Origin of the sequence: Companilactobacillus kimchiensis (assembly GCF_001438805.1) — a bacterium.
Lineage (GTDB): Bacteria > Bacillota > Bacilli > Lactobacillales > Lactobacillaceae > Companilactobacillus > Companilactobacillus kimchiensis.
This window is the reverse complement of sequence record NZ_JQCF01000001.1, coordinates 207,422-225,264: the sequence shown is the minus strand read 5'-3', so window position 1 is coordinate 225,264 and position 17,843 is coordinate 207,422. Positions and strand designations below refer to the sequence as shown.

General features: G+C 35.9%; 21 protein-coding genes, 1 tRNA gene and 1 pseudogene. 18 read left to right on the top strand and 5 right to left on the bottom strand.

Annotated features, from left to right (window positions below):
- Window positions 1-100 precede the first annotated feature (100 nt).
- Complete coding sequence (lepA, locus tag IV57_RS01245; protein ID WP_057879667.1) at window positions 101-1,945, top strand: translation elongation factor 4; 1,845 nt, start codon at window positions 101-103, stop codon at window positions 1,943-1,945.
- A 69-nt stretch (window positions 1,946-2,014) separates the two neighbouring features.
- Window positions 2,015-3,325, top strand: a complete 1,311-nt coding sequence (locus IV57_RS01240; RefSeq protein ID WP_057879666.1) for a dihydrolipoyl dehydrogenase family protein — start codon at window positions 2,015-2,017, stop codon at window positions 3,323-3,325.
- Window positions 3,326-3,380: 55 nt separating this feature from the next.
- Here IV57_RS01240 and galE read toward each other — a convergent pair whose 3' ends face one another.
- Window positions 3,381-4,370, bottom strand: coding sequence for a UDP-glucose 4-epimerase GalE (gene galE, locus IV57_RS01235; protein WP_057879665.1), 990 nt, complete (start codon window positions 4,368-4,370; stop codon window positions 3,381-3,383).
- 164 nt (window positions 4,371-4,534) lie between these two features.
- Between galE and IV57_RS01230 the strand changes: the two genes are divergently transcribed.
- From IV57_RS01230 to IV57_RS01215, 4 genes are all read left to right on the top strand, one after another.
- Window positions 4,535-5,194 carry a class A sortase gene (locus IV57_RS01230; RefSeq protein WP_083488846.1) on the top strand — a complete coding sequence of 220 codons (660 nt, stop codon included), beginning with the start codon at window positions 4,535-4,537 and terminating at the stop codon, window positions 5,192-5,194.
- 116 nt (window positions 5,195-5,310) lie between these two features.
- The gene (gene recJ, locus IV57_RS01225) at window positions 5,311-7,620 is read left to right on the top strand and encodes a single-stranded-DNA-specific exonuclease RecJ (protein WP_057879663.1); all 2,310 of its coding nucleotides are present in this window, start codon (window positions 5,311-5,313) and stop codon (window positions 7,618-7,620) included.
- 21 nt (window positions 7,621-7,641) lie between these two features.
- On the top strand, window positions 7,642-8,160 hold the full coding sequence (locus IV57_RS01220) for an adenine phosphoribosyltransferase (RefSeq protein ID WP_057879662.1): 519 nt from the start codon (window positions 7,642-7,644) through the stop codon (window positions 8,158-8,160).
- A 36-nt stretch (window positions 8,161-8,196) separates the two neighbouring features.
- Window positions 8,197-8,285: transfer RNA gene (locus IV57_RS01215), tRNA-Ser, on the top strand.
- 204 nt (window positions 8,286-8,489) lie between these two features.
- Here the strand turns inward: IV57_RS01215 and IV57_RS01210 are convergent.
- The 4 genes from IV57_RS01210 to IV57_RS01195 all read right to left on the bottom strand — a co-directional run bounded on the left by IV57_RS01210 (window position 8,490) and on the right by IV57_RS01195 (window position 11,191).
- Window positions 8,490-9,638 (bottom strand): site-specific integrase, encoded by a 1,149-nt coding sequence (locus IV57_RS01210; protein ID WP_057879661.1) that lies wholly within the window; start codon window positions 9,636-9,638, stop codon window positions 8,490-8,492.
- 190 nt (window positions 9,639-9,828) lie between these two features.
- Window positions 9,829-10,341: a hypothetical protein gene (locus IV57_RS01205; protein WP_057879660.1), complete on the bottom strand. Its 513-nt coding sequence runs from the start codon at window positions 10,339-10,341 to the stop codon at window positions 9,829-9,831.
- 57 nt (window positions 10,342-10,398) lie between these two features.
- Entirely contained in the window at window positions 10,399-10,821 is a 423-nt protein-coding gene (locus tag IV57_RS01200) for an ImmA/IrrE family metallo-endopeptidase (RefSeq protein WP_057879659.1), read from the bottom strand.
- Complete coding sequence (locus tag IV57_RS01195; protein ID WP_057879658.1) at window positions 10,796-11,191, bottom strand: helix-turn-helix transcriptional regulator; 396 nt, start codon at window positions 11,189-11,191, stop codon at window positions 10,796-10,798. The genes IV57_RS01200 and IV57_RS01195 overlap by 26 nt, the downstream gene beginning before the upstream one ends.
- A 144-nt stretch (window positions 11,192-11,335) precedes the next feature.
- Here IV57_RS01195 and IV57_RS01190 point away from each other — a divergent pair, with 144 nt between their 5' ends.
- The 12 genes and pseudogenes from IV57_RS01190 to IV57_RS12910 form a co-directional block, all read left to right on the top strand.
- Complete coding sequence (locus IV57_RS01190) at window positions 11,336-11,554, top strand: helix-turn-helix transcriptional regulator (RefSeq protein WP_025024136.1); 219 nt, start codon at window positions 11,336-11,338, stop codon at window positions 11,552-11,554.
- 108 nt (window positions 11,555-11,662) lie between these two features.
- On the top strand, window positions 11,663-12,145 hold the full coding sequence (locus IV57_RS01185; RefSeq protein ID WP_057879657.1) for a hypothetical protein: 483 nt from the start codon (window positions 11,663-11,665) through the stop codon (window positions 12,143-12,145).
- A gap of 5 nt (window positions 12,146-12,150) precedes the next feature.
- A complete protein-coding gene (locus IV57_RS01180) occupies window positions 12,151-12,480 on the top strand; it encodes a DUF771 domain-containing protein (RefSeq protein WP_057879656.1) in 330 nt (109 codons plus the stop codon).
- Window positions 12,481-12,777, top strand: a complete 297-nt coding sequence (locus IV57_RS01175; protein ID WP_057879655.1) for a hypothetical protein — start codon at window positions 12,481-12,483, stop codon at window positions 12,775-12,777. It abuts the gene before it with no gap.
- A gap of 288 nt (window positions 12,778-13,065) precedes the next feature.
- Window positions 13,066-13,992, top strand: a complete 927-nt coding sequence (locus IV57_RS01170; RefSeq protein WP_057879654.1) for a DUF1351 domain-containing protein — start codon at window positions 13,066-13,068, stop codon at window positions 13,990-13,992.
- A 2-nt stretch (window positions 13,993-13,994) separates the two neighbouring features.
- Window positions 13,995-14,723, top strand: coding sequence for an ERF family protein (locus IV57_RS01165; protein WP_057879653.1), 729 nt, complete (start codon window positions 13,995-13,997; stop codon window positions 14,721-14,723).
- 18 nt (window positions 14,724-14,741) lie between these two features.
- Complete coding sequence (locus IV57_RS01160) at window positions 14,742-15,626, top strand: DUF4373 domain-containing protein (RefSeq protein ID WP_057879652.1); 885 nt, start codon at window positions 14,742-14,744, stop codon at window positions 15,624-15,626.
- Window positions 15,627-15,635: 9 nt separating this feature from the next.
- The gene (locus tag IV57_RS01155; RefSeq protein WP_057879651.1) at window positions 15,636-16,397 is read left to right on the top strand and encodes an AAA family ATPase; all 762 of its coding nucleotides are present in this window, start codon (window positions 15,636-15,638) and stop codon (window positions 16,395-16,397) included.
- Window positions 16,398-16,409: 12 nt separating this feature from the next.
- Window positions 16,410-16,712, top strand: coding sequence for a hypothetical protein (locus IV57_RS01150; RefSeq protein WP_057879650.1), 303 nt, complete (start codon window positions 16,410-16,412; stop codon window positions 16,710-16,712).
- Window positions 16,713-16,975: 263 nt separating this feature from the next.
- Window positions 16,976-17,260 carry a helix-turn-helix domain-containing protein gene (locus IV57_RS01140; protein ID WP_083488845.1) on the top strand — a complete coding sequence of 95 codons (285 nt, stop codon included), beginning with the start codon at window positions 16,976-16,978 and terminating at the stop codon, window positions 17,258-17,260.
- Window positions 17,253-17,675 carry a RusA family crossover junction endodeoxyribonuclease gene (locus tag IV57_RS01135; protein WP_083488844.1) on the top strand — a complete coding sequence of 141 codons (423 nt, stop codon included), beginning with the start codon at window positions 17,253-17,255 and terminating at the stop codon, window positions 17,673-17,675. Before IV57_RS01140 ends, IV57_RS01135 begins: the two co-directional genes overlap by 8 nt.
- Window positions 17,668-17,817 (top strand): annotated as a pseudogene (locus IV57_RS12910) (Rha family transcriptional regulator); the annotation flags it as partial. The gene IV57_RS01135 and the pseudogene IV57_RS12910, both read left to right, overlap by 8 nt.
- Window positions 17,818-17,843: the final 26 nt, after the last annotated feature.

The window sequence follows — 17,843 nt, the reverse complement described above, 5'->3', positions numbered from 1 at the left end:
CTAAAATCTATAAAGCTGTACAGTTTGCTGTCTAGAACATCGGTGTACAATAGTGTAAAATAGACAAAATGATAAAATTTCTGATAGAAGGGAACAATTTATGAATTTAGATCTCGATAAGTTAAAAGAAAGACAAAAAAGAATTCGTAATTTTTCTATCGTAGCGCATATCGATCATGGTAAATCAACAATTGCCGATCGGATTTTGGAAAGAACTAAGACAATCTCCAAACGTGAAATGAAAGCTCAGATCCTTGATGATATGGACTTGGAACGTGAACGTGGGATTACGATTAAGTTGAATGCGGTAGAACTTGAATATGAAGCTAAAGATGGACAAACATATATTTTCCATCTGATCGATACACCAGGACACGTAGACTTTTCCTATGAAGTCTCACGATCATTGGCTGCTTGTGAGGGCGCTTTGTTGGTGGTTGATGCTGCCCAGGGTGTTGAAGCCCAAACGTTGGCAAATGCTTATTTAGCAATTGATAATGATCTGGAAATCGTGCCAGTAATCAATAAAATCGATTTGCCATCAGCTGAACCTGATAAAGTTAAAGAAGAAATCGAAGAAGCTATCGGTATTGACGCCGAATCAGCTATTTTGATGAGTGCTAAAACTGGTATTGGGGTCGACGAACTTTTGGAACGAATCGTTTCTGACGTGCCTGCTCCTGAAGGTGATCTTGATAAACCACTCAAAGCTTTGATCTTTGATTCGGTTTATGACAGTTACCGTGGAGTTGTTTTGGATGTACGTGTCCGTGAGGGCGTTGTAAAGGTCGGAGACACGATTCAATTGATGAGTAATAAGAAGACCTTTGAAGTAACTGAAGTCGGTGTCATGTCCCCTAAAGCGGTCAAACGTGATTATTTGATGGCTGGGGATGTAGGTTATATTACTGCTGCTATCAAGTCAGTTAAGGAAACTCAAGTTGGTGATACCGTTACTTTGGCTAATAATCCAACTGATGAAGCCTTGACTGGTTACCGTAAGAGTACACCAATGGTCTACGCTGGACTTTATCCAGTTGATAATTCCAAATATGAAGATCTACATGAAGCTTTGGAAAAATTACAATTAAATGATGCTGCTTTGGAATATGAACCAGAAACATCAACTGCCTTAGGATTTGGATTCCGTTGTGGATTCTTAGGACTTTTGCACATGGATGTGGTTCAAGAACGTTTGGAACGTGATTTTGATCTTGATTTGATTACAACATCACCATCAGTTGATTATCATGTAACTACTTCTGACGGCGAAAATATTGTAGTTGATAATCCATCTGAATTACCAGATGCTTCTGAGATCAAGGAGATTCGTGAACCATACGTGAGAGCGGAAATTATGGTACCTGAGGATTTTGTGGGACCAGTTATGGAACTTTGCCAACGTAAACGTGGTGAGTTCGTAACGATGGACTATTTGGACAAATATCGAGTTAACGTTATCTATAAGATTCCGTTGCTAGAAATTATCTTTGATTTCTTTGATGATTTGAAGTCTAACACTAAGGGTTATGCTTCCTTGGATTATGAGGTTGAAGATTATGAACCAAGTGAGTTAGTTAAAATGGATATTTTGTTGAATGGTGAATCGATTGATGCTCTTAGTTTTATTGTTCATAAAGATTTTGCCCAAAAACGTGGTCGTGATATTGTAGCTCGTTTGAAGGAAGTTATTCCTCGTCAAATGTTTGAAATCCCTATTCAAGCAGCAATTGGCAATAAAATTGTGGCTCGGGCTAATGTTAAAGCCTATCGGAAGGATGTTACTGCTAAGCTTTATGGTGGTGATAGAACTCGTCGTGATAAGTTATTGAACAAACAAAAGGCTGGTAAGAAGCGCATGAAGGAAGTTGGAAAAGTTTCGATTCCTCAAGAAGCCTTTATGTCAGTGCTTGATCTTAACCGAGGCAAAGAAGGCAGTAAATAATCAATAAGTGTTTATAATGTAACTAGTTGTTACGTTATAAGCGCTTTTTTATTTTGGAGGTCTTTATTAATGGAAAAATTCAATACAATTATTATTGGTGCTGGTCCAGCCGGTTTAGCCGCAGCTTATGATTTGAAAGCAGCTGGTCAAACAGTGGCTGTAATTGAAAATAACCTTTGGGGTGGTACTTGCCCTAATCGGGGCTGTGATCCGAAAAAAGTTTTCTTGAGTGGTGTGGAAGCTCGAGACAAGATGATGCAACTGCAAGATAAAGGATTTTCTGATGTGCCATTTGTAAATTGGAAAGAATTAGAACAGTTTAAAGAAAAGTTTACTGATCCGGTATCTAAAGGTAGTCGTGATGGTATTGTTGGTGCTGGAATGACTGCAATTGATGGTCAACCAAAGTTTATTTCTGAAGATGAAGTAGTCGTGAATGGAACTGATCATTATCAAGCACAACATTTTATTTTGGCAACTGGTCAACGTCCCAGCTATTTGAATATTCCCGGTAAAGAACAGTTGTTATCGAGTACTGATTTTCTTTCGTTAAAGAAGATGCCAGCTGATATTACTATTATTGGGGCTGGATATATTGCTTTTGAATTAGCTACAATCGCTAATGCCACCGGAGCTAAAGTGCATATTATTCATCATAATAATCATCCATTGAAGGAATTTAATGAAGAATATGCCTTGGAATTAGTTAAACAATTAGAAAATAAGGGTGTTGATTTCAATTTTAACGTTGATACTCAAGCAATTGACGTTACTAAAGATGGTCAATATACTATTAAAGCTGCTGGTTTTGAGTTGACGACCGATTTGGTGATTGGTGCTACTGGTCGGATTCCTAATGATGATTTTCTTGATTTAGAGAAAGCTAATGTCAAAGTCGATCGTCACGGTGTAATCGTAAATGATCATTTACAATCCTCAAGTAGTAAAATTTATGCAATTGGGGATGTCATTTCAACTAAAGAACCTAAATTGACGCCTGTAGCCGGGTTTGAAGCTAGTTATGTCAGTCAGGTTATTCTTGGTCAAACAACGGTGGCAATTGACTATCCATTGATTCCAACAGTTGTTTACGGTAGTCCTAAATTGGCTAAAGTTGGTGCTCAAGAAGGTGCTAGAGTAGTCGATCAAGATGTGACAAGTTGGTTTACTTATAGTCATACCAATGAAGCTAGGGCAATGATTCGTATTGTCCTAAATGACCGTTCAGAGATTATTGGAGCCACTTTATTAACTGGGAATGCTGATAGTTTGATCAATTTGTTGACCTTAGCAATTAAGAATCATATGACTCATGCAGACGTTTTGAAAGAAATTTTTGCTTATCCAACTGCAGCTAGTGATTTGGAATATTTGATATAAAAATAAAAACTGACCCTGGGATTTATCTCAGAATCAGTTTTTTTAATCAAGATTATTAATCTTCATAACCATTTAAATGTTTTGCTTTAAAATTCCAAGCATCAGCGATAACTTTTTCAACATCGTCATACTTAGGTTGCCATTTCAAAACAGTTCTGGCTTTAGTCGAGTCAGCAATCAAAGTACTAGGGTCGCCAGCACGACGTGGACCAATTTTAGCAGGGATTTCTTTGCCAGTTGCTTTACGAGCAGCTTCAAGAATTTGCTTATTGGAGAAACCATTGGATGAACCTAAGTTAAAGACGTTACTAGTTTCGTTTTTGCGAAGATATTCCATTGCTAAACGATGGGCTTCAGCTAAATCTTCCACATGAACATAATCACGGACGTTGGTACCATCAGCAGTATCGTAATCGTCACCGAAAATAGTCAATTCGTCTCGTTGACCGGCAGCAACTTGGAGTACCACTGGAATCAAATGAGTTTCAGGATTGTGATCTTCACCAATTGAACCATCAGATTTAGCACCACCAACATTGAAATATCTCAAAGCAATAAATTTGATGCCATAAGCAACATCACACCAGTGCATGATTTTTTCCATAGCTAGTTTACTTTCACCATAGGGATTAGTGGGAACAGTGGGATCAGTTTCCTTAATGGGAATCTGTTTAGGTTCGCCATAAGTTGCAGCGGTTGAGGAGAAGACGATATGCTTAACTCCAAAATTGTGCATGACTTGTAAGAGTGAAATCATTCCCGCAGTATTGTTATCGAAGTATTTTAAGGGATCTTTCATTGATTCTGGAACGATTGAAAATGCGGCAAAATGGATCACATCAGTAATGTCTTCATTTTGGAATAATTTGATTAAAAATTCTTTATCACGGACATCACCTTGATAAAATTTAGCTTGCGAATTAATTGCTTGTACGTGACCCGTTGATAAATTGTCTGCTACAATGACGTCGTATCCTAGTTCACACAGATGATCAACAGTGTGAGAACCAATATATCCGGCACCACCTAAAACGAGAATACTCATAAAATTACCTCCAGATTCATTTATAAAACTATTATAACTTATTTGCTGAATTTTAATTGTCTTTAAATTTGAGAACAACTTGAATAAATTAAAAACTTAACTTTTATCCATATATGTTTTAATATTAAGTTATATAGCAAATTTATTGGAACGGAATGAAAAAAATGAAGAAATTCTTTTCAATTTTTGGAACTGTCCTCTTACTTCTAATTGCTTTGGCTTTGATTTTCAACCAGCCTATTAAAGAATATGCGGTTAAGCGTATTTCCCAGCAGAATTTATCTGCCTTGACGGCTAAGAAGGTCAAGGAAAACAAAAAGAAGTCAGGACAGTTTGACTTTAATAAAGTAAAACCCATTTCAGCCTCGCAGGTTGCCAAAGCGTCAGTCAATAATGATGCGGCAGTAGTCGGTAAAATGGCTGTACCTTCAGTTAACTTGCGTCTACCAATCGTAGTCGGCTTGAGCGATAATGCTTTGTCGACCGGTGGTGGTACGATGAAAGAGAACGAGAAGATGGGTAAATCAAATTATGCCTTAGCTGGTCATTATATGACTAATAAAGGGGCACTATTTTCACCATTGGAAAATGCTCAAATTGGTGATTTAGCATATATTACCGATATGAAACGAGTTTATACATATAAGATCTATTTCAAAAAGATTGTTCCACCTACAGCGGTTTATTTACTGGACGATGTGAAAAATCAAAGTATTTTGACCTTGATCACTTGTGCTGACGGTGGTACTAACCGCTGGGCTTTACAGGGTTCATTAGTAAGCAGTCAACCGGCCAATAAAGGTACTTTAGCAGTCTTTTCTTAATGATTCCTTAAAAGAGTTTTGAATGATTGGTTTACGAAATTATATTGTAAATAATCCTTCAGGGCTTTTTTTTTATGCTCCAAAATTGATATAATTAATTGACAGTAGGTGATTTTTTGACAGAAATAAATTGGGAAAAGCGTAAGAATCCCACCAAACAAGTGATAGACGAATTTGCTAAAGATAAGAAAATTGATCCAATCGTAGCAGAGTTACTTTTGGAAAGAGATATTACAGAACCAGCAGATATCGAAACCTTTTTACACGCGGGAGTAGATGAATTACAAGATCCTTTTGAATTACATGATATGGATAAGGCTTTGGAATTGATCGATCAAGCGATTGAATCAGAAGCTAAGATTGCTATTTATGGTGATTATGATGCTGATGGTGTAACCAGTACCTCAATCATGAAATTGGCTTTGCAAAAATTAGGGGCCAAACCGATCTTTTATATTCCAGATCGTTTTAAGGACGGCTATGGTCCTAATTTGGCACGGTATAAATTTTTAGCTGATCAGGGAATTGATTTATTGATCACTGTTGATAATGGTGTCAGTGGTAAAGATGAAATCAAGTATATGAAAGATCGTGGTGTTAAAGTGATCGTTACCGATCATCATGATCTGCCAGCGGAATTACCAGAAGCCGATGCAATCGTTCATCCGACTATCCCGGGCTCAGAATATGTTTGTCCGTACTTATCTGGTGCTGGAGTGGCTTTTAAGATAGCTGACGCGCTTTTGGGTGACGAAGCCTTAGAGTTGATTGATTTAGCTGCAATCGGTACTGTGGCCGATTCTGTAGCCCTGAAAGGTGAGAATCGAGTAATCGTTACCGAAGGTCTGAAACAGATGAAACAGAATCATCATGTCGGATTAACTGCTTTGATCAAGAAGTGTAAGTTAAAAGTCAATGGAATCAGTGAAGAGGATATTGGTTTCAAATTGGCACCACGAATCAACGCCTTAGGCAGATTGGAAAATGCTTCATCAGGAGTTGAATTATTAACGACCGGTGATAAATCTTTTGCCAAAGAGATCGTTGATGAAACAGAAGATATTAATACCCGACGTCAGGAATTAGTTAATACTGCTTTTGCCGATGCTCAAAGTCAGATCAATGCGCAAAAAGATCATGGTGTGATTGTTTTAAAGGGTAATAAGTGGCATCAAGGTATTTTAGGAATTGTTGCCAGTCGGACAATGGATCAAGAAAATAAACCTGTCCTGGCAACGCAGTTTGATGAAAATAGTGGCGTGATGAAGGGTTCAGGACGTAGTCCTGAAGGTTTTAATCTCTTTACGGCATTGAACAAGTATAATGATCTCTTTGTTGCCTTTGGTGGTCACGCTCAAGCTTGTGGTTTTTCGATTGAAGAAGCTCAATTGGATAAATTGACTGAACTGCTCCAAGCAGAGCCAAAAGAACAAGGGTTTGATCCCCAGGCTCCAGTTGTTAAGAAATATGATTTAGCTTTAAATATTACTGAACTGAATTTTGATTTAATTAAAAAAATTAATCAATTAGCACCATTTGGAATGGGCAATCCCAAACCAGTTGTTAAATTGACTAATGTTTCCTTGGCACAGCCACGTTCAATTGGAAAAGATGCGACCCATTTAAAGACCATGATTGCTGATGGTAATCGCCAGATTGGGGCTATTGGTTTTGGGATGTTTGCTAAGTCACAGACAATTAAGAATAGTGTCTGTGATGTTTACGGAGAATTGGGTATTAACGAATGGGCTGGTAAAAAGAATCTTCAAATGATGCTTGATGATTTCCAAATCTCACCACAAGCAAAAAAGATAGCAGCTTTGAGACAGGTATACCTAGATTATCGAAATAAGCGCCTTTCCAGCGAAGTTATGGGACACTTTGATAATATCGTGTTCTTTAATGAAACTTACTATGAGGCTGCCAAACGTGCCAATATAAAGGCCAAGCTGATTCATTATGATGAAGAATGTGATGGGAACAATATTTTGATTTATGATCGTCCGCACAGTTTAGAGTTATTCGAAAATTTCATAAAAAAGAATAAAACTAAATATACGGCTTTATTGTTCCATACAGATTTAACTGGAACTTACTTAAAGCCTGATATGATAAAGATGAAAACCCTTTTGAAGTATCTTTATACCCATCAAAATATTCAAGCTGAACGAATGGATCTGGTGGCAGAATATCTAAAATTGCAAAAAAACGACATTGATTTTTATTTAAAAGTGTTTTTTGAGCTGAATTTTGTTAAAATAGTAAATGGTTTTGTTGAAAAAGCTGATGCTTCACAACAACGTGAATTGACTGAATCTCCGACTTATTTAAAGAGATTACAACGCAATGATGTTGAAAAAATATTAATTGAATCCAACTTTGACGATCTCTTGTCCTGGATGAGTGATTATGATTGCCATTGTTAGGTTGAATGGGGAATTTTAAAAATGGATATTGATTTTAGGAAATATGTTGCTAATGTTCAAGATTTTCCAGAACCTGGTGTACTATTTCGTGATATTTCACCATTAATGGCTGATGGTAAGGCATATGCTGCAGCAACCGATAAGATTGTTGAATATGCGAAGAGCCGTGGTGCAGAAATGATTGCTGGACCAGAAGCTCGTGGTTTCATCGTGGGTTGTCCAGTTGCTTATAACATGGGAATTGGTTTTGCTCCTGCACGTAAAAAGGGTAAGCTACCTCGAGAAACAGTTTCTGTTACTTATGATCTTGAATATGGTCAAGGTTCTTTGTATATGCAAAAAGATGCAATCAAGCCTGGTCAAAAAGTTTTAGTCGTGGATGATCTGATGGCAACTGGTGGTACTTTAGCTGCTACAATCAAGTTGATTGAAAAATTAGGTGGTATCGTAGTTGGTACAGCCTTCTTGATTGAGTTAACAGATTTGCACGGACGTGATAAGATTAAAGGGTATGATATGTTTACCCTTATGCAATATTAATTAAAAGAGGTCTGATTTTGGTCAGATCTTAATTATGGTGAGTTGGCAGAGTGGTAATGCACCGGACTCGAAATCCGGCGAACCCGTTATACGCGGGCGCGCAGGTTCAAATCCTGTACTCACCTTTTTTAGAATAAAAGAGAACAAAAGTTCGTAAGATTACTAATAGGAATGCTGATAAAAAGGCGTTCCTATTTTTTTATTTTCTTGAAAATTAAAGATAATGTAAGTTTTCTTTGCGCAGAATTTTGCGCAGTGGAAGATTCATTGTCCCATTTTGCGCAGGAAAAAATCAGCAAAAAAGGTGTGCGCAAAATATTGCATTAATACTAATCATTATTATTAGTTTCTTCAATGCCGTTAAATAATTTTCTAAGATCACTGCTTTGCTCAAGCGATGTTGAATCGAACATATGAGTATAATATTTTAATGTAGTAGCGGTTGTTTTATGACCAACACGTCTTGATACATATTTAAGATTAAAGCCCTGATCAAGTAGGTAGGATATATGAGTATGTCTAATCCCGTGAAAATTAATTATTTTGCTTGCACCGATTTCATTTAGCAATTTCTTTAATTGCTGATTGACTGATTGAGAAGTAGGAGTTTCTTTACGTCTGCTTCTAAAAACATAATTGTAAGGATCAGTGTAGTTAACTCTCTTAAAGTATTCTTCCTGACCAATTTTGAGCTTTTTAAGTACATTAATGCAGTCACTACTAACATCAACATACCTAACACCAGCAGGTGTTTTAGTGGCCTTTTGATTACGGGTATCATTTTCGATGGCTTTATTGACACGAATTACTTTTTTATTAAAATTGATATCATTCCAAGTAAGCCCCGCGCATTCCTCGTATCTCATTCCTGTTTGTGTTACTAAATATACTTCAGCTGATGATATATCATTAATAGAAGTATGCATTTTAGCAATTTCAATCAGTTTTATGTAATCATCAGGTTCAAGAAATTTTTCATCGGGGCTTTTTGATTCCTTACCGGCAACAATGGTTGTATTTCTAGTGAAGTCTGTATAGATTAATTGCTCAGCTATTGCATCTTCACACATTGATCTAAAGAAACTATTGTATTTGCTAACGGTTACTTTTGTGCGAGTTTTGCCAAACTCATTTAAAAAATGCTGGTAATCTGCTTTAGTAACATCAACCAGCCTCATGTTTGGAAAGTATTTTTTGATTACATCTATCGCAAAATAGTATCTATTAACTGTAGAATGTGATTTACCTTTAATGCGATATAATTCAACCCATTCTTTAAAGTAATCAGAGAAGAGCATATCTTGCTTTGCTAAGTTAGCATGATTTGATTTTTGTAATTCAATTTTCCTAGCGGCTTCCTCACATTCTGTTTTCCTGACGAACCCGCCCTTTGTTTTATTTCTATATTTGCCGGTAGTGGGGTCTTTGTAGGAAACACGATATTCCCATTTGCCATTGCGTTTATGAATTGTTGCCATAATTACAATTTCCTTTCTTTCGTAAACTTGTTTTATAAGATTTGTCTTGTTTTGAGTATTTTTTATAGTTCTATTGACGAATATGAAGAAAATGTCAATTTATGGGGCACATATGTTCTTTTTGCGCTAAAAATAAAAAGCCAGTTAAGGCTTAACTTTAAATTAAAATAGTATGATCGATTTATTTTATTTATTTCCACTTAAATTCTCGTGGATTTGAAAACTTTGAACTTCCTAGTTTGGTATTTTCCATATATACGTTTGAATGGATTGTTTTCGTACCGCTATCGTTTTTACCCATGATAGCAAGTTGGGCTTCTGCAAGACCTACAGCATTGCCAGCAATAGTGTTTTTATCTTTTTCACTGAAGTTAGTAAAGTCTGAGGTAACTTTGATAATTAAACCACGGTTGTTATCATACACTAAGGTATCGATATATTGAGCCCAGGAATAACTGTCATCTCCAGAAGAAGCATATCCTTGATCTTCGTTCAACCCATCAATCAAACTACTATTAAATTTATCATTTTGAGATTTTGTTAAGCCTAACTGATTCTTTTGAACAGTGGTCTTTTTTTCTTTTTTCTCGGTTTTAACGGTATCTTTTGATTCAGAGTTAGATGATTCTCCATTTGAACAAGCAACTAATGACGAAGCTAAAAGTATAGTTAATCCCGCTAAAGTTAAATTTTTAGTTTTCATATTGCTCTCCCCCTAAAAATACATCAGCTTTTAATGTCGTCCGTATCTGGACAAAAATTAGTTTCCTAAAAATGGTAATCCATAATTATATCTTAAATCATTATACGTTTCTGGTAAATGGCCATTCTCTTCTATGTATAGATTGGTAACAAGAGACATTGCAAATTCATCAGCTGAATTCTCTGATTTATTTTTAAATCTCACATTTGAAGAATAATATGCTGATAAACCATCTTGTTCGATTACATGACACAGCTCGTGAGCCAATACGAAGTATTTCTGAGTACTGTATCTAATTGTATTGGATATCATAATAATCGGTGTGTCGCCGTAATATAAGGTTTCTGCAAGTGGTTTATCTGCCACTTCCTTCCAATATATTTGAACGTTCAATTTATCGGCCCAGGTGAATGGATCAAACGTACTATAACGTTGACCAATGGCAAAAACTAATTTATTTATTTCCCTTGTCGATGTCATCAGTATCGCTTCTTTCTTTCTTGCGTTGATCCCAGAATATCTGTGTTAAAGCAATTTTTAACTTATCTCTTTGTTCATCAGTTAGTTCATCACCATCATAGAAGGCACCTACAAGGTTTTTATCCAAAAAGGATTTTAAATCAATGGTGTCTTTTTGTTTTGCCCATTGTGGTGTTTCATTTCTTCCATAGAGATAATCAAGTGTGACATTAAAATAATCGGCAATTCTTATTGTAGCAGCCTGATCTGGTTCACGTTTGCCTTGTTCCCATGAAGCGTATGTTGTAGGAGCTACTCCAAGAGCCTTGGCAATTTCTTTTTGTGTTCTATGTGTTTTACTTCTTAATTTTTTAAGCGTGTTAGAGAACATATGAATCACCTCGAGTAAAATATACTACACAATTCGTGTATTTATATTAAAATACACAAAAAGAGTAGAAAACTATTTACAATACACATAATGAGTAGTATATTATAACCATAGCAACGCGATAAGCGTAAGAAAGGAGAAACAATGAAGCAAAGAAAATGGCTTAAAGAAATAAGAGAAACAAAAAATATGACTCAATCAAATTTTGCGGAACTTCTTAATGTTCCTGTAACAACATATGCTTCATGGGAACAAGGAGTACGAACACCTAGTGTTGATAAGGCAAAAGAAGTTGCTGAAATTCTGAATATTAAGTGGACTATTTTTTTTGATCATCAGGTACTCGAAACGAGTAGTAAATAATATTCCGATTGCTATGGTATAAAAATTCTACACACTAAGAGTACACAAACAGCGATTTACAAATGAAGTCAGTTTTGTAAACCGGAGTTATCAAGGAGGTGATAACTGATGGGCGACATAAACATTGTTAAGGAAGTTTTAGATATGCAAGATCGTCAAAATTTCAATGATACTGATTTGGCAGCAATAGCAGGAACGTCAAAAACAACTGTTGGTAAATGGTTTAAAGGAACTCCAATTAAAGATGAATATTTAGTTAATCTATCTAATGCCATTGATGATACAAGATTTTCATTGGCGGTTAATTGCTACCTATTCAATCTGCCACCGGTTTTGTTAAATATTTCTAGTGAGTATAACCAAGAAACATCATCATTGCTGATAGGTACGCAGATTGAAGATTTGAATAGTGATAGTGCAATCGAAAATGCACTTAAAGAAATTAGCAAGAGTAATCCTGATGAAAATATTATCAAATTTGGAATATTCAAAATGTTCAGAACGAGTTCAATTATGCGTGCTTGTGCAACAGCAATGTCACATAGGTACCACATATCACTTAAACAAGCTGTATTAGGCGAAAGAGGGTGAAATAAATGCAAGAACCAGAGACTTTACCATTTGGTATTCCAGAGAAAGATGGATACGTACTGGCTTGGGTACGAAAAGATAAACTGAAGGATTTGATCAGCAAGCCTGCTGAAGAGGGTATCGAATTGCTTCCTTGGGCATGTAAAATTGCTGGTTGTTCAGCCCCAACTTTAGTAAAGAAACTAGAAAGATACCGTGACGTCCTAGATATGGATAAGGGTGGATGTGTTAGATATTCTACTGGTTCTGGTAGCCCTTGGAAATTTCAAGCACCCGAATTTAAAGAATTTGTTTTAACGCACAAAAGAGAGTTTATGAAATCGGAGGAAGTATAGATGCAAATAACAGCAGATTACATTGATTCAATGCTCGTTAAGGCTGAAAAAGTTGGTAATGATCAACGGAAATTAGAAGATATTTCTAGACAATTCGCTGAATTGGTCAGCCGAGGAACATTTAAAATGAGAAAGATTTATGAGGAACCACTTAGTGATGAGGTCCTTAGACCGCTAGGTGAAGCAAATCATGTAATTGTTAAAGTTCGAATGAAAAAAGACGCATATAGAAATGTTCTTAGCTACGAGTACACATTTATTTACAAAGGGGATGAAAGTATTGAACGAGTTTGTTAAGCACTTATTTAACAATCTACTTAATAAAAATGACTTCGGCAGCATTGGTACCTATACCCAATACACGCCTGAAGTCATAAAAAAAGACCTGCTATCCATCAAATAGCAAGTCGAGATATTTACAAAAAATTTATGCCTAAATTATATCACGTTAAGAGGTTTTTGAAATGGGTAATTTTAATTATGATAATTGGCTATCTGATGAAGATGGTGAAATTAATAAATATTCGTACCTTGAAAACAATGAAGATGAACTAAATAAAGAAGACCTATCGGAGGAATACTAATATGACTAACGAAGTTGAATTAACTCAAAACGATTTCACAGTCACATTTCAACCGTCACAAATTTCTATAAACAATTTTGACGAATTAAAGGCAAAAATTAACGGCTATGCCAAAAAGTACGATGGCTTGGTCGCAACCGATGAAAGCTTAAAGGGTGCAAAGTCTGCACGTGCTGAATTAAACAAGCTAATCAAAACTATTAATGACAAACGCATAGCAGTTAAGCGTGACTATGACGAGCCTTACAACGACTTTAAAAGAGATGTTGACGAATTACAAGCGACTCTTAAAAGTACCATTGAGCCAATTGAGGCCTCTATTAAGACGATTCAAACTAAGCAACGTGACGAGCGCACTCTAAAGGTTAGAGAATTAATTAATAGGATGGCTCCTGAATATGGCGTTGATCCTAAAGATATCAAGATCGAACGTGAATGGACGAATAAGTCTATGACCCAAATCAAATTAACCAAGATTTTAAAAGACGGTTTCACGGCATTAAAAAATAAGCAAGATATGTTTGAAAAAAATAAAAGAGTGGTTGAAGAACATTGCGAGTATAAAAATGTTGATTCCGCTGGTTGGATTGCTCAAATAAATGATGATACTGATATCAACCAATTGCTTGCTGAAATTGATAAAGCTGCTGACGATAAGCAAAAGGCTGAACAAGATAAAAAGAATCATCAAGAATATATCAATGCTATTAGTAAGGTTAATCAATCAAAAATTGGTAATAAGATTATTGATCAAGAAACTGGTGAAGTTATTGATGATGAAGTAATTAACGATGATAAGCCAGAACAATATGCTATGTCTTTTGAAGTTATTGCACCAAAAAGCGTTTTAAAAGAAATATATCAATTCATTGATTCAAAAAATGCAAAATATTCAGTCCTTAGTAATCCAAAGAAAGTTGGTGATTAATCATGATGATGTCAGACAAAATTGATCAGTGGACTAAAGGGATGATTCAATTTAGGAAATCACTTAGTCAGCCGAATAAGGATGCAACTAACAAATTTATGGGAAATAGTTATGTAACTTTAGAAGGAATGTTGGATGCGGCCGATAATTCAATTAGAGAAATTGCTGAAGATAATGGAATAGTTTACTCCCAAGATGTAACAAGTAATACTGATTCAAATATTGTTTCAGTTACCACTTTAATATCACATGTAAGTGGTCAATATGTGATGTATGGACCTTTTAACGTGCCGGCAGGATCTAAAAAAGATGCACAAGCTTATGGTTCATCAACTACATATGCTAAAAGGTACGCCTTAGCGGCCGCCTTAGGAATAGCAAGTGATAGTGATGATGATGGTAATAATGCTTCAGATGTGAAGAATGGCAAGCAAAAAGGTACCAAGAAAGCTCCACAAAATATTAATAAGTTTAAAACAATTAGTTCAAATGAATTAAATAAGTTAGAAGATGCCGTAACAAGTATTTCTGATGAAACCAATGTCGATAGAAAACAGTTAATGAATTCACTTCTTAAATATTTAAATGCAAGTTTTCCAGATGAAAACGTTACGAGTTTGAAAGGTATAAGTATTCAGTGTGGAGAACGCGCTATGGAATATCTTGATGCCGTTAAGAAAAAATATATAAAACGTATGTTTGGTAAATCTGAGGGAAAACAAAGAGCTTAGTAGAAGGGGGAGGTAGAAATGGCAAGACCAATTAAGCAAGGCTTTGATTACTTCCCACTAGATAAGGATTTTTTTGACAATATAAAGGTTCGTAAGATTATGCACGCTTCAGGCATTCAAGGGTCTACTGTGCTTCTTTACCTGCTCTGTAACATCTATGGCGATCACGGGTATTACATGCAGTGGGACGAAGACGTCTGTTTCCTAGTTTCTGATCGACTGGTTGGGGTTAGTGAAGCGGCTGTGCAGGAGATTGTCAAGAAGGCTGTGAAGGTGAATTTCTTTGATAAAAACATGCTAGATAAATTTAAAATTCTAACATCGAATGGTATTCAAAACAGATATAAAGAAATGGCAAAACGAACTAAAAAACCTGGAATTAAAAAAGCTTATGATCTTGATTTAGTTAATGTAACAGAAACCGAGGTTAATGACGATAAAACCTCGGTTAATGCACCAGAAACCCCAGTTAATGTGCCGTTTAGTACACAAAGTAAAGTAAATGAAAGTAAAGTAAATAAAAGTAATAAAGATAGTCACGACTCGAAACCCGCAAAGCGTGTTTACGAACCGGACGACCTTAACTTGAAACTAGCCAATTACTTGCTAACTAAGATCCGTGAACGTAACTCTAGCATCTATCCGACTGATTCTAAGAACCCACCTGATACGCAGAAATGGGCTAATGACATCAGACTAATGCACGAACGTGATGCACGTTCTTACGACGATATCAAGCGAATTATTGAATGGTGTCAACAAGACAGTTTCTGGCAGAACAATATCTTATCTGCTTCAAAACTTAGAAAGCAGTTTGGCAAGTTGATAGATAAAGCAGACGTACCAAATAATTTTAATGGCAACAAGGGTGGCAGAAAACCACTCTATGACTTGCCGTACTAGGGGGTAGCTATGGAATCAATGTTTGGATTGGATAAAGTTTCCCGTGAAATAGCCTTAAAACACGGTGTTGACTATTCAGGAATTGACTTCAAAAAAGTTATTTCTGAGCGTGATAAACGAGAACAGCAACGATCTATCGAATTCACTAAAAAAAATATCCAAGTTAAACGTGAGGGAATATTTAGAAGCTCGCTAGTGAGTGATTTCAACGACTTACAATACAATTTTGCAGATTTTAAGACTGATACACCTAACCAAGCGAGTGAGCTTAAACAGGCTAAGAATATTGCTAATAGGATCTATGTCGGTGAAACGGGCAACTTTCTTTTCACTGGTGAGCCAGGACTTGGTAAATCTATGTTAGCTGTTAGCATTTTGAATGGTTTGAACAGTCAAGATACCTCACTATCATGTTATTTCTTGAGTTTTACAATGTTCGTCAATAATTCTCAAATGGCATTTAAGGACGAGTTTTTAAAACGTGATAACTACAAGGTGGAAGAGTGTGTTAAGAACTGTGACGTGCTTGTTATTGACGACTTGGGCAGTGAATCATCGCTAAGATCCGAAACGAACGAAGCAACTAACTATGCTCAACGAATACTTTTTAGGTTTGCTGATTATCGGAAAAACAAAACAAATATCATAACCACGAACAACACTGGACGTGGGCTGCAACAATTATACGATCCCAAGATTATTAGTCGTTTAATGACAAAAAAAGCCGCTAACACGATCAAGTTTAGTGGCAACGATATGAGAAACAATTAGGAGGAAACAATCATGTTAGAACCAGAACAGAAAGTGTTATTACTTGCAGGAACGGAATTTGATCGTGACAGTGTAGAACATTTAAACAGAACTTTAGTAGTTGGTAGTGATGTGATGGCTGACGTATCTTATAAAGCGTCTAAGACACTAAACGAGGTATTGATAACCGAACATGATGTCAAAGATTTCGACTTAGACGATTCGATTCTTGATGATTTAAGAGAAATTGAAAAGCGTGCGGATCGAGTTAACAAATATTTCAACAGCCAGATTATTAAGCATAATCCACATATTGAAGACGTACGTGTTAGATAATTGATTGAAATCAAAGTAAAATTTAAGGGATGAAAAAATGCTACAAAGTAAGACAAAAACATTGTTATATAGGCGTCCACAGACACCTGTTTCAGATGATAGACAGACGATCATAGACGAAATATCTAGAGAAAGCGTGTATCTAGAAAGAGTAATTGACAATTTACAACATCAATTTGAACACATGGATCATTTGAGAAAAAATCATTCGGATCTATTTCAAAGTCCAATTCTAATGCTGAATTTAGAGAATTCACTTCTTAATGCGTACAGCTTACGAAAATGCTACGATACCGAACTTAGAAAGTTGGTGGCTGAAAATAATTAGTTTGAACTTAAAGAAATATGTCAAAGCTAGAGGAATGAAGCTAAAAGATTTAGCTAGTGAAACAGGAATAAGCGTTCAAATCATTTATGCATTTTCACACAAAAATAAAAATATTAAATCAATGAAATTTAAAGATATGCAGGCGATATGTAAAGTCTTGGATATCACGCCAAATGAACTATTTGGATATGAAAGTAAGAGAGGATTAGAAAGTGAGTAATCAATTGAAAATTGTGATCGATGGCGAACCAGTTCCCGCCGCAAGGCCTCGCGTTACAAGATGGGGAACATACACACCGCCAAAATATAAAGCATTTAAAGCGAAGGTAGAACTTTGCTACAAACTTAAATATGGAAATAAGCAACTCTTTGAAAGGGGCGTTCCGTTGGTAGCAAAGTTCCATTTTTATAGATCGATTCAAAAAGGACTATCCAAAAAAGAATACGCTAGAAGAGTCTCACATGAGGTTAGAGCAGCAGTTAAACCAGACTTGGATAATTACATCAAAGCAATTCAAGATGGCTTAAAAGCTGCATGGTTCGATGATGGACAAGTTACGGACTATATCGTCAGTAAAGACTATGATGAGAACCCACGTACTGAAATTTTGATCGAGGAGTGGAAAAATGAATAACTTAGTAATTATGAAAGATCAACAAGCAGTGACTAGCAGCTTACAAGTTGCTGAAACATTTGATAAAAACCACAGAGACGTATTACGAGCAATTGATGATTTAGAAAAAGATGTGCGCAATTTTGCGCAGATGTTTTGTGAAGGCATTTAAATTCGTGGAGGGTAAAT

Excerpts from the sequence above, each read along its gene's own strand:
- IV57_RS01155 (WP_057879651.1), top strand. The coding sequence starts at position 15,636 with ATGGAATCAATGTTTGGATTGGATAAAGTTTCCCGTGAAATAGCCTTA.
- galE (WP_057879665.1), bottom strand. The coding sequence starts at position 4,370 with ATGAGTATTCTCGTTTTAGGTGGTGCCGGATATATTGGTTCTCACACT.
- IV57_RS01180 (WP_057879656.1), top strand. The coding sequence starts at position 12,151 with ATGCAAGAACCAGAGACTTTACCATTTGGTATTCCAGAGAAAGATGGA.
- IV57_RS01220 (WP_057879662.1), top strand. The coding sequence starts at position 7,642 with ATGGATATTGATTTTAGGAAATATGTTGCTAATGTTCAAGATTTTCCA.
- IV57_RS01200 (WP_057879659.1), bottom strand. The coding sequence starts at position 10,821 with ATGACATCGACAAGGGAAATAAATAAATTAGTTTTTGCCATTGGTCAA.
- IV57_RS01160 (WP_057879652.1), top strand. The coding sequence starts at position 14,742 with ATGGCAAGACCAATTAAGCAAGGCTTTGATTACTTCCCACTAGATAAG.
- IV57_RS01170 (WP_057879654.1), top strand. The coding sequence starts at position 13,066 with ATGACTAACGAAGTTGAATTAACTCAAAACGATTTCACAGTCACATTT.
- IV57_RS01205 (WP_057879660.1), bottom strand. The coding sequence starts at position 10,341 with ATGAAAACTAAAAATTTAACTTTAGCGGGATTAACTATACTTTTAGCT.
- IV57_RS01150 (WP_057879650.1), top strand. The coding sequence starts at position 16,410 with ATGTTAGAACCAGAACAGAAAGTGTTATTACTTGCAGGAACGGAATTT.
- IV57_RS01165 (WP_057879653.1), top strand. The coding sequence starts at position 13,995 with ATGATGATGTCAGACAAAATTGATCAGTGGACTAAAGGGATGATTCAA.
- IV57_RS01140 (WP_083488845.1), top strand. The coding sequence starts at position 16,976 with ATGCGTACAGCTTACGAAAATGCTACGATACCGAACTTAGAAAGTTGG.
- IV57_RS01240 (WP_057879666.1), top strand. The coding sequence starts at position 2,015 with ATGGAAAAATTCAATACAATTATTATTGGTGCTGGTCCAGCCGGTTTA.
- IV57_RS01175 (WP_057879655.1), top strand. The coding sequence starts at position 12,481 with ATGCAAATAACAGCAGATTACATTGATTCAATGCTCGTTAAGGCTGAA.
- IV57_RS01210 (WP_057879661.1), bottom strand. The coding sequence starts at position 9,638 with ATGGCAACAATTCATAAACGCAATGGCAAATGGGAATATCGTGTTTCC.
- lepA (WP_057879667.1), top strand. The coding sequence starts at position 101 with ATGAATTTAGATCTCGATAAGTTAAAAGAAAGACAAAAAAGAATTCGT.
- IV57_RS01185 (WP_057879657.1), top strand. The coding sequence starts at position 11,663 with ATGGGCGACATAAACATTGTTAAGGAAGTTTTAGATATGCAAGATCGT.
- IV57_RS01195 (WP_057879658.1), bottom strand. The coding sequence starts at position 11,191 with ATGTTCTCTAACACGCTTAAAAAATTAAGAAGTAAAACACATAGAACA.
- IV57_RS01190 (WP_025024136.1), top strand. The coding sequence starts at position 11,336 with ATGAAGCAAAGAAAATGGCTTAAAGAAATAAGAGAAACAAAAAATATG.
- IV57_RS01230 (WP_083488846.1), top strand. The coding sequence starts at position 4,535 with ATGAAGAAATTCTTTTCAATTTTTGGAACTGTCCTCTTACTTCTAATT.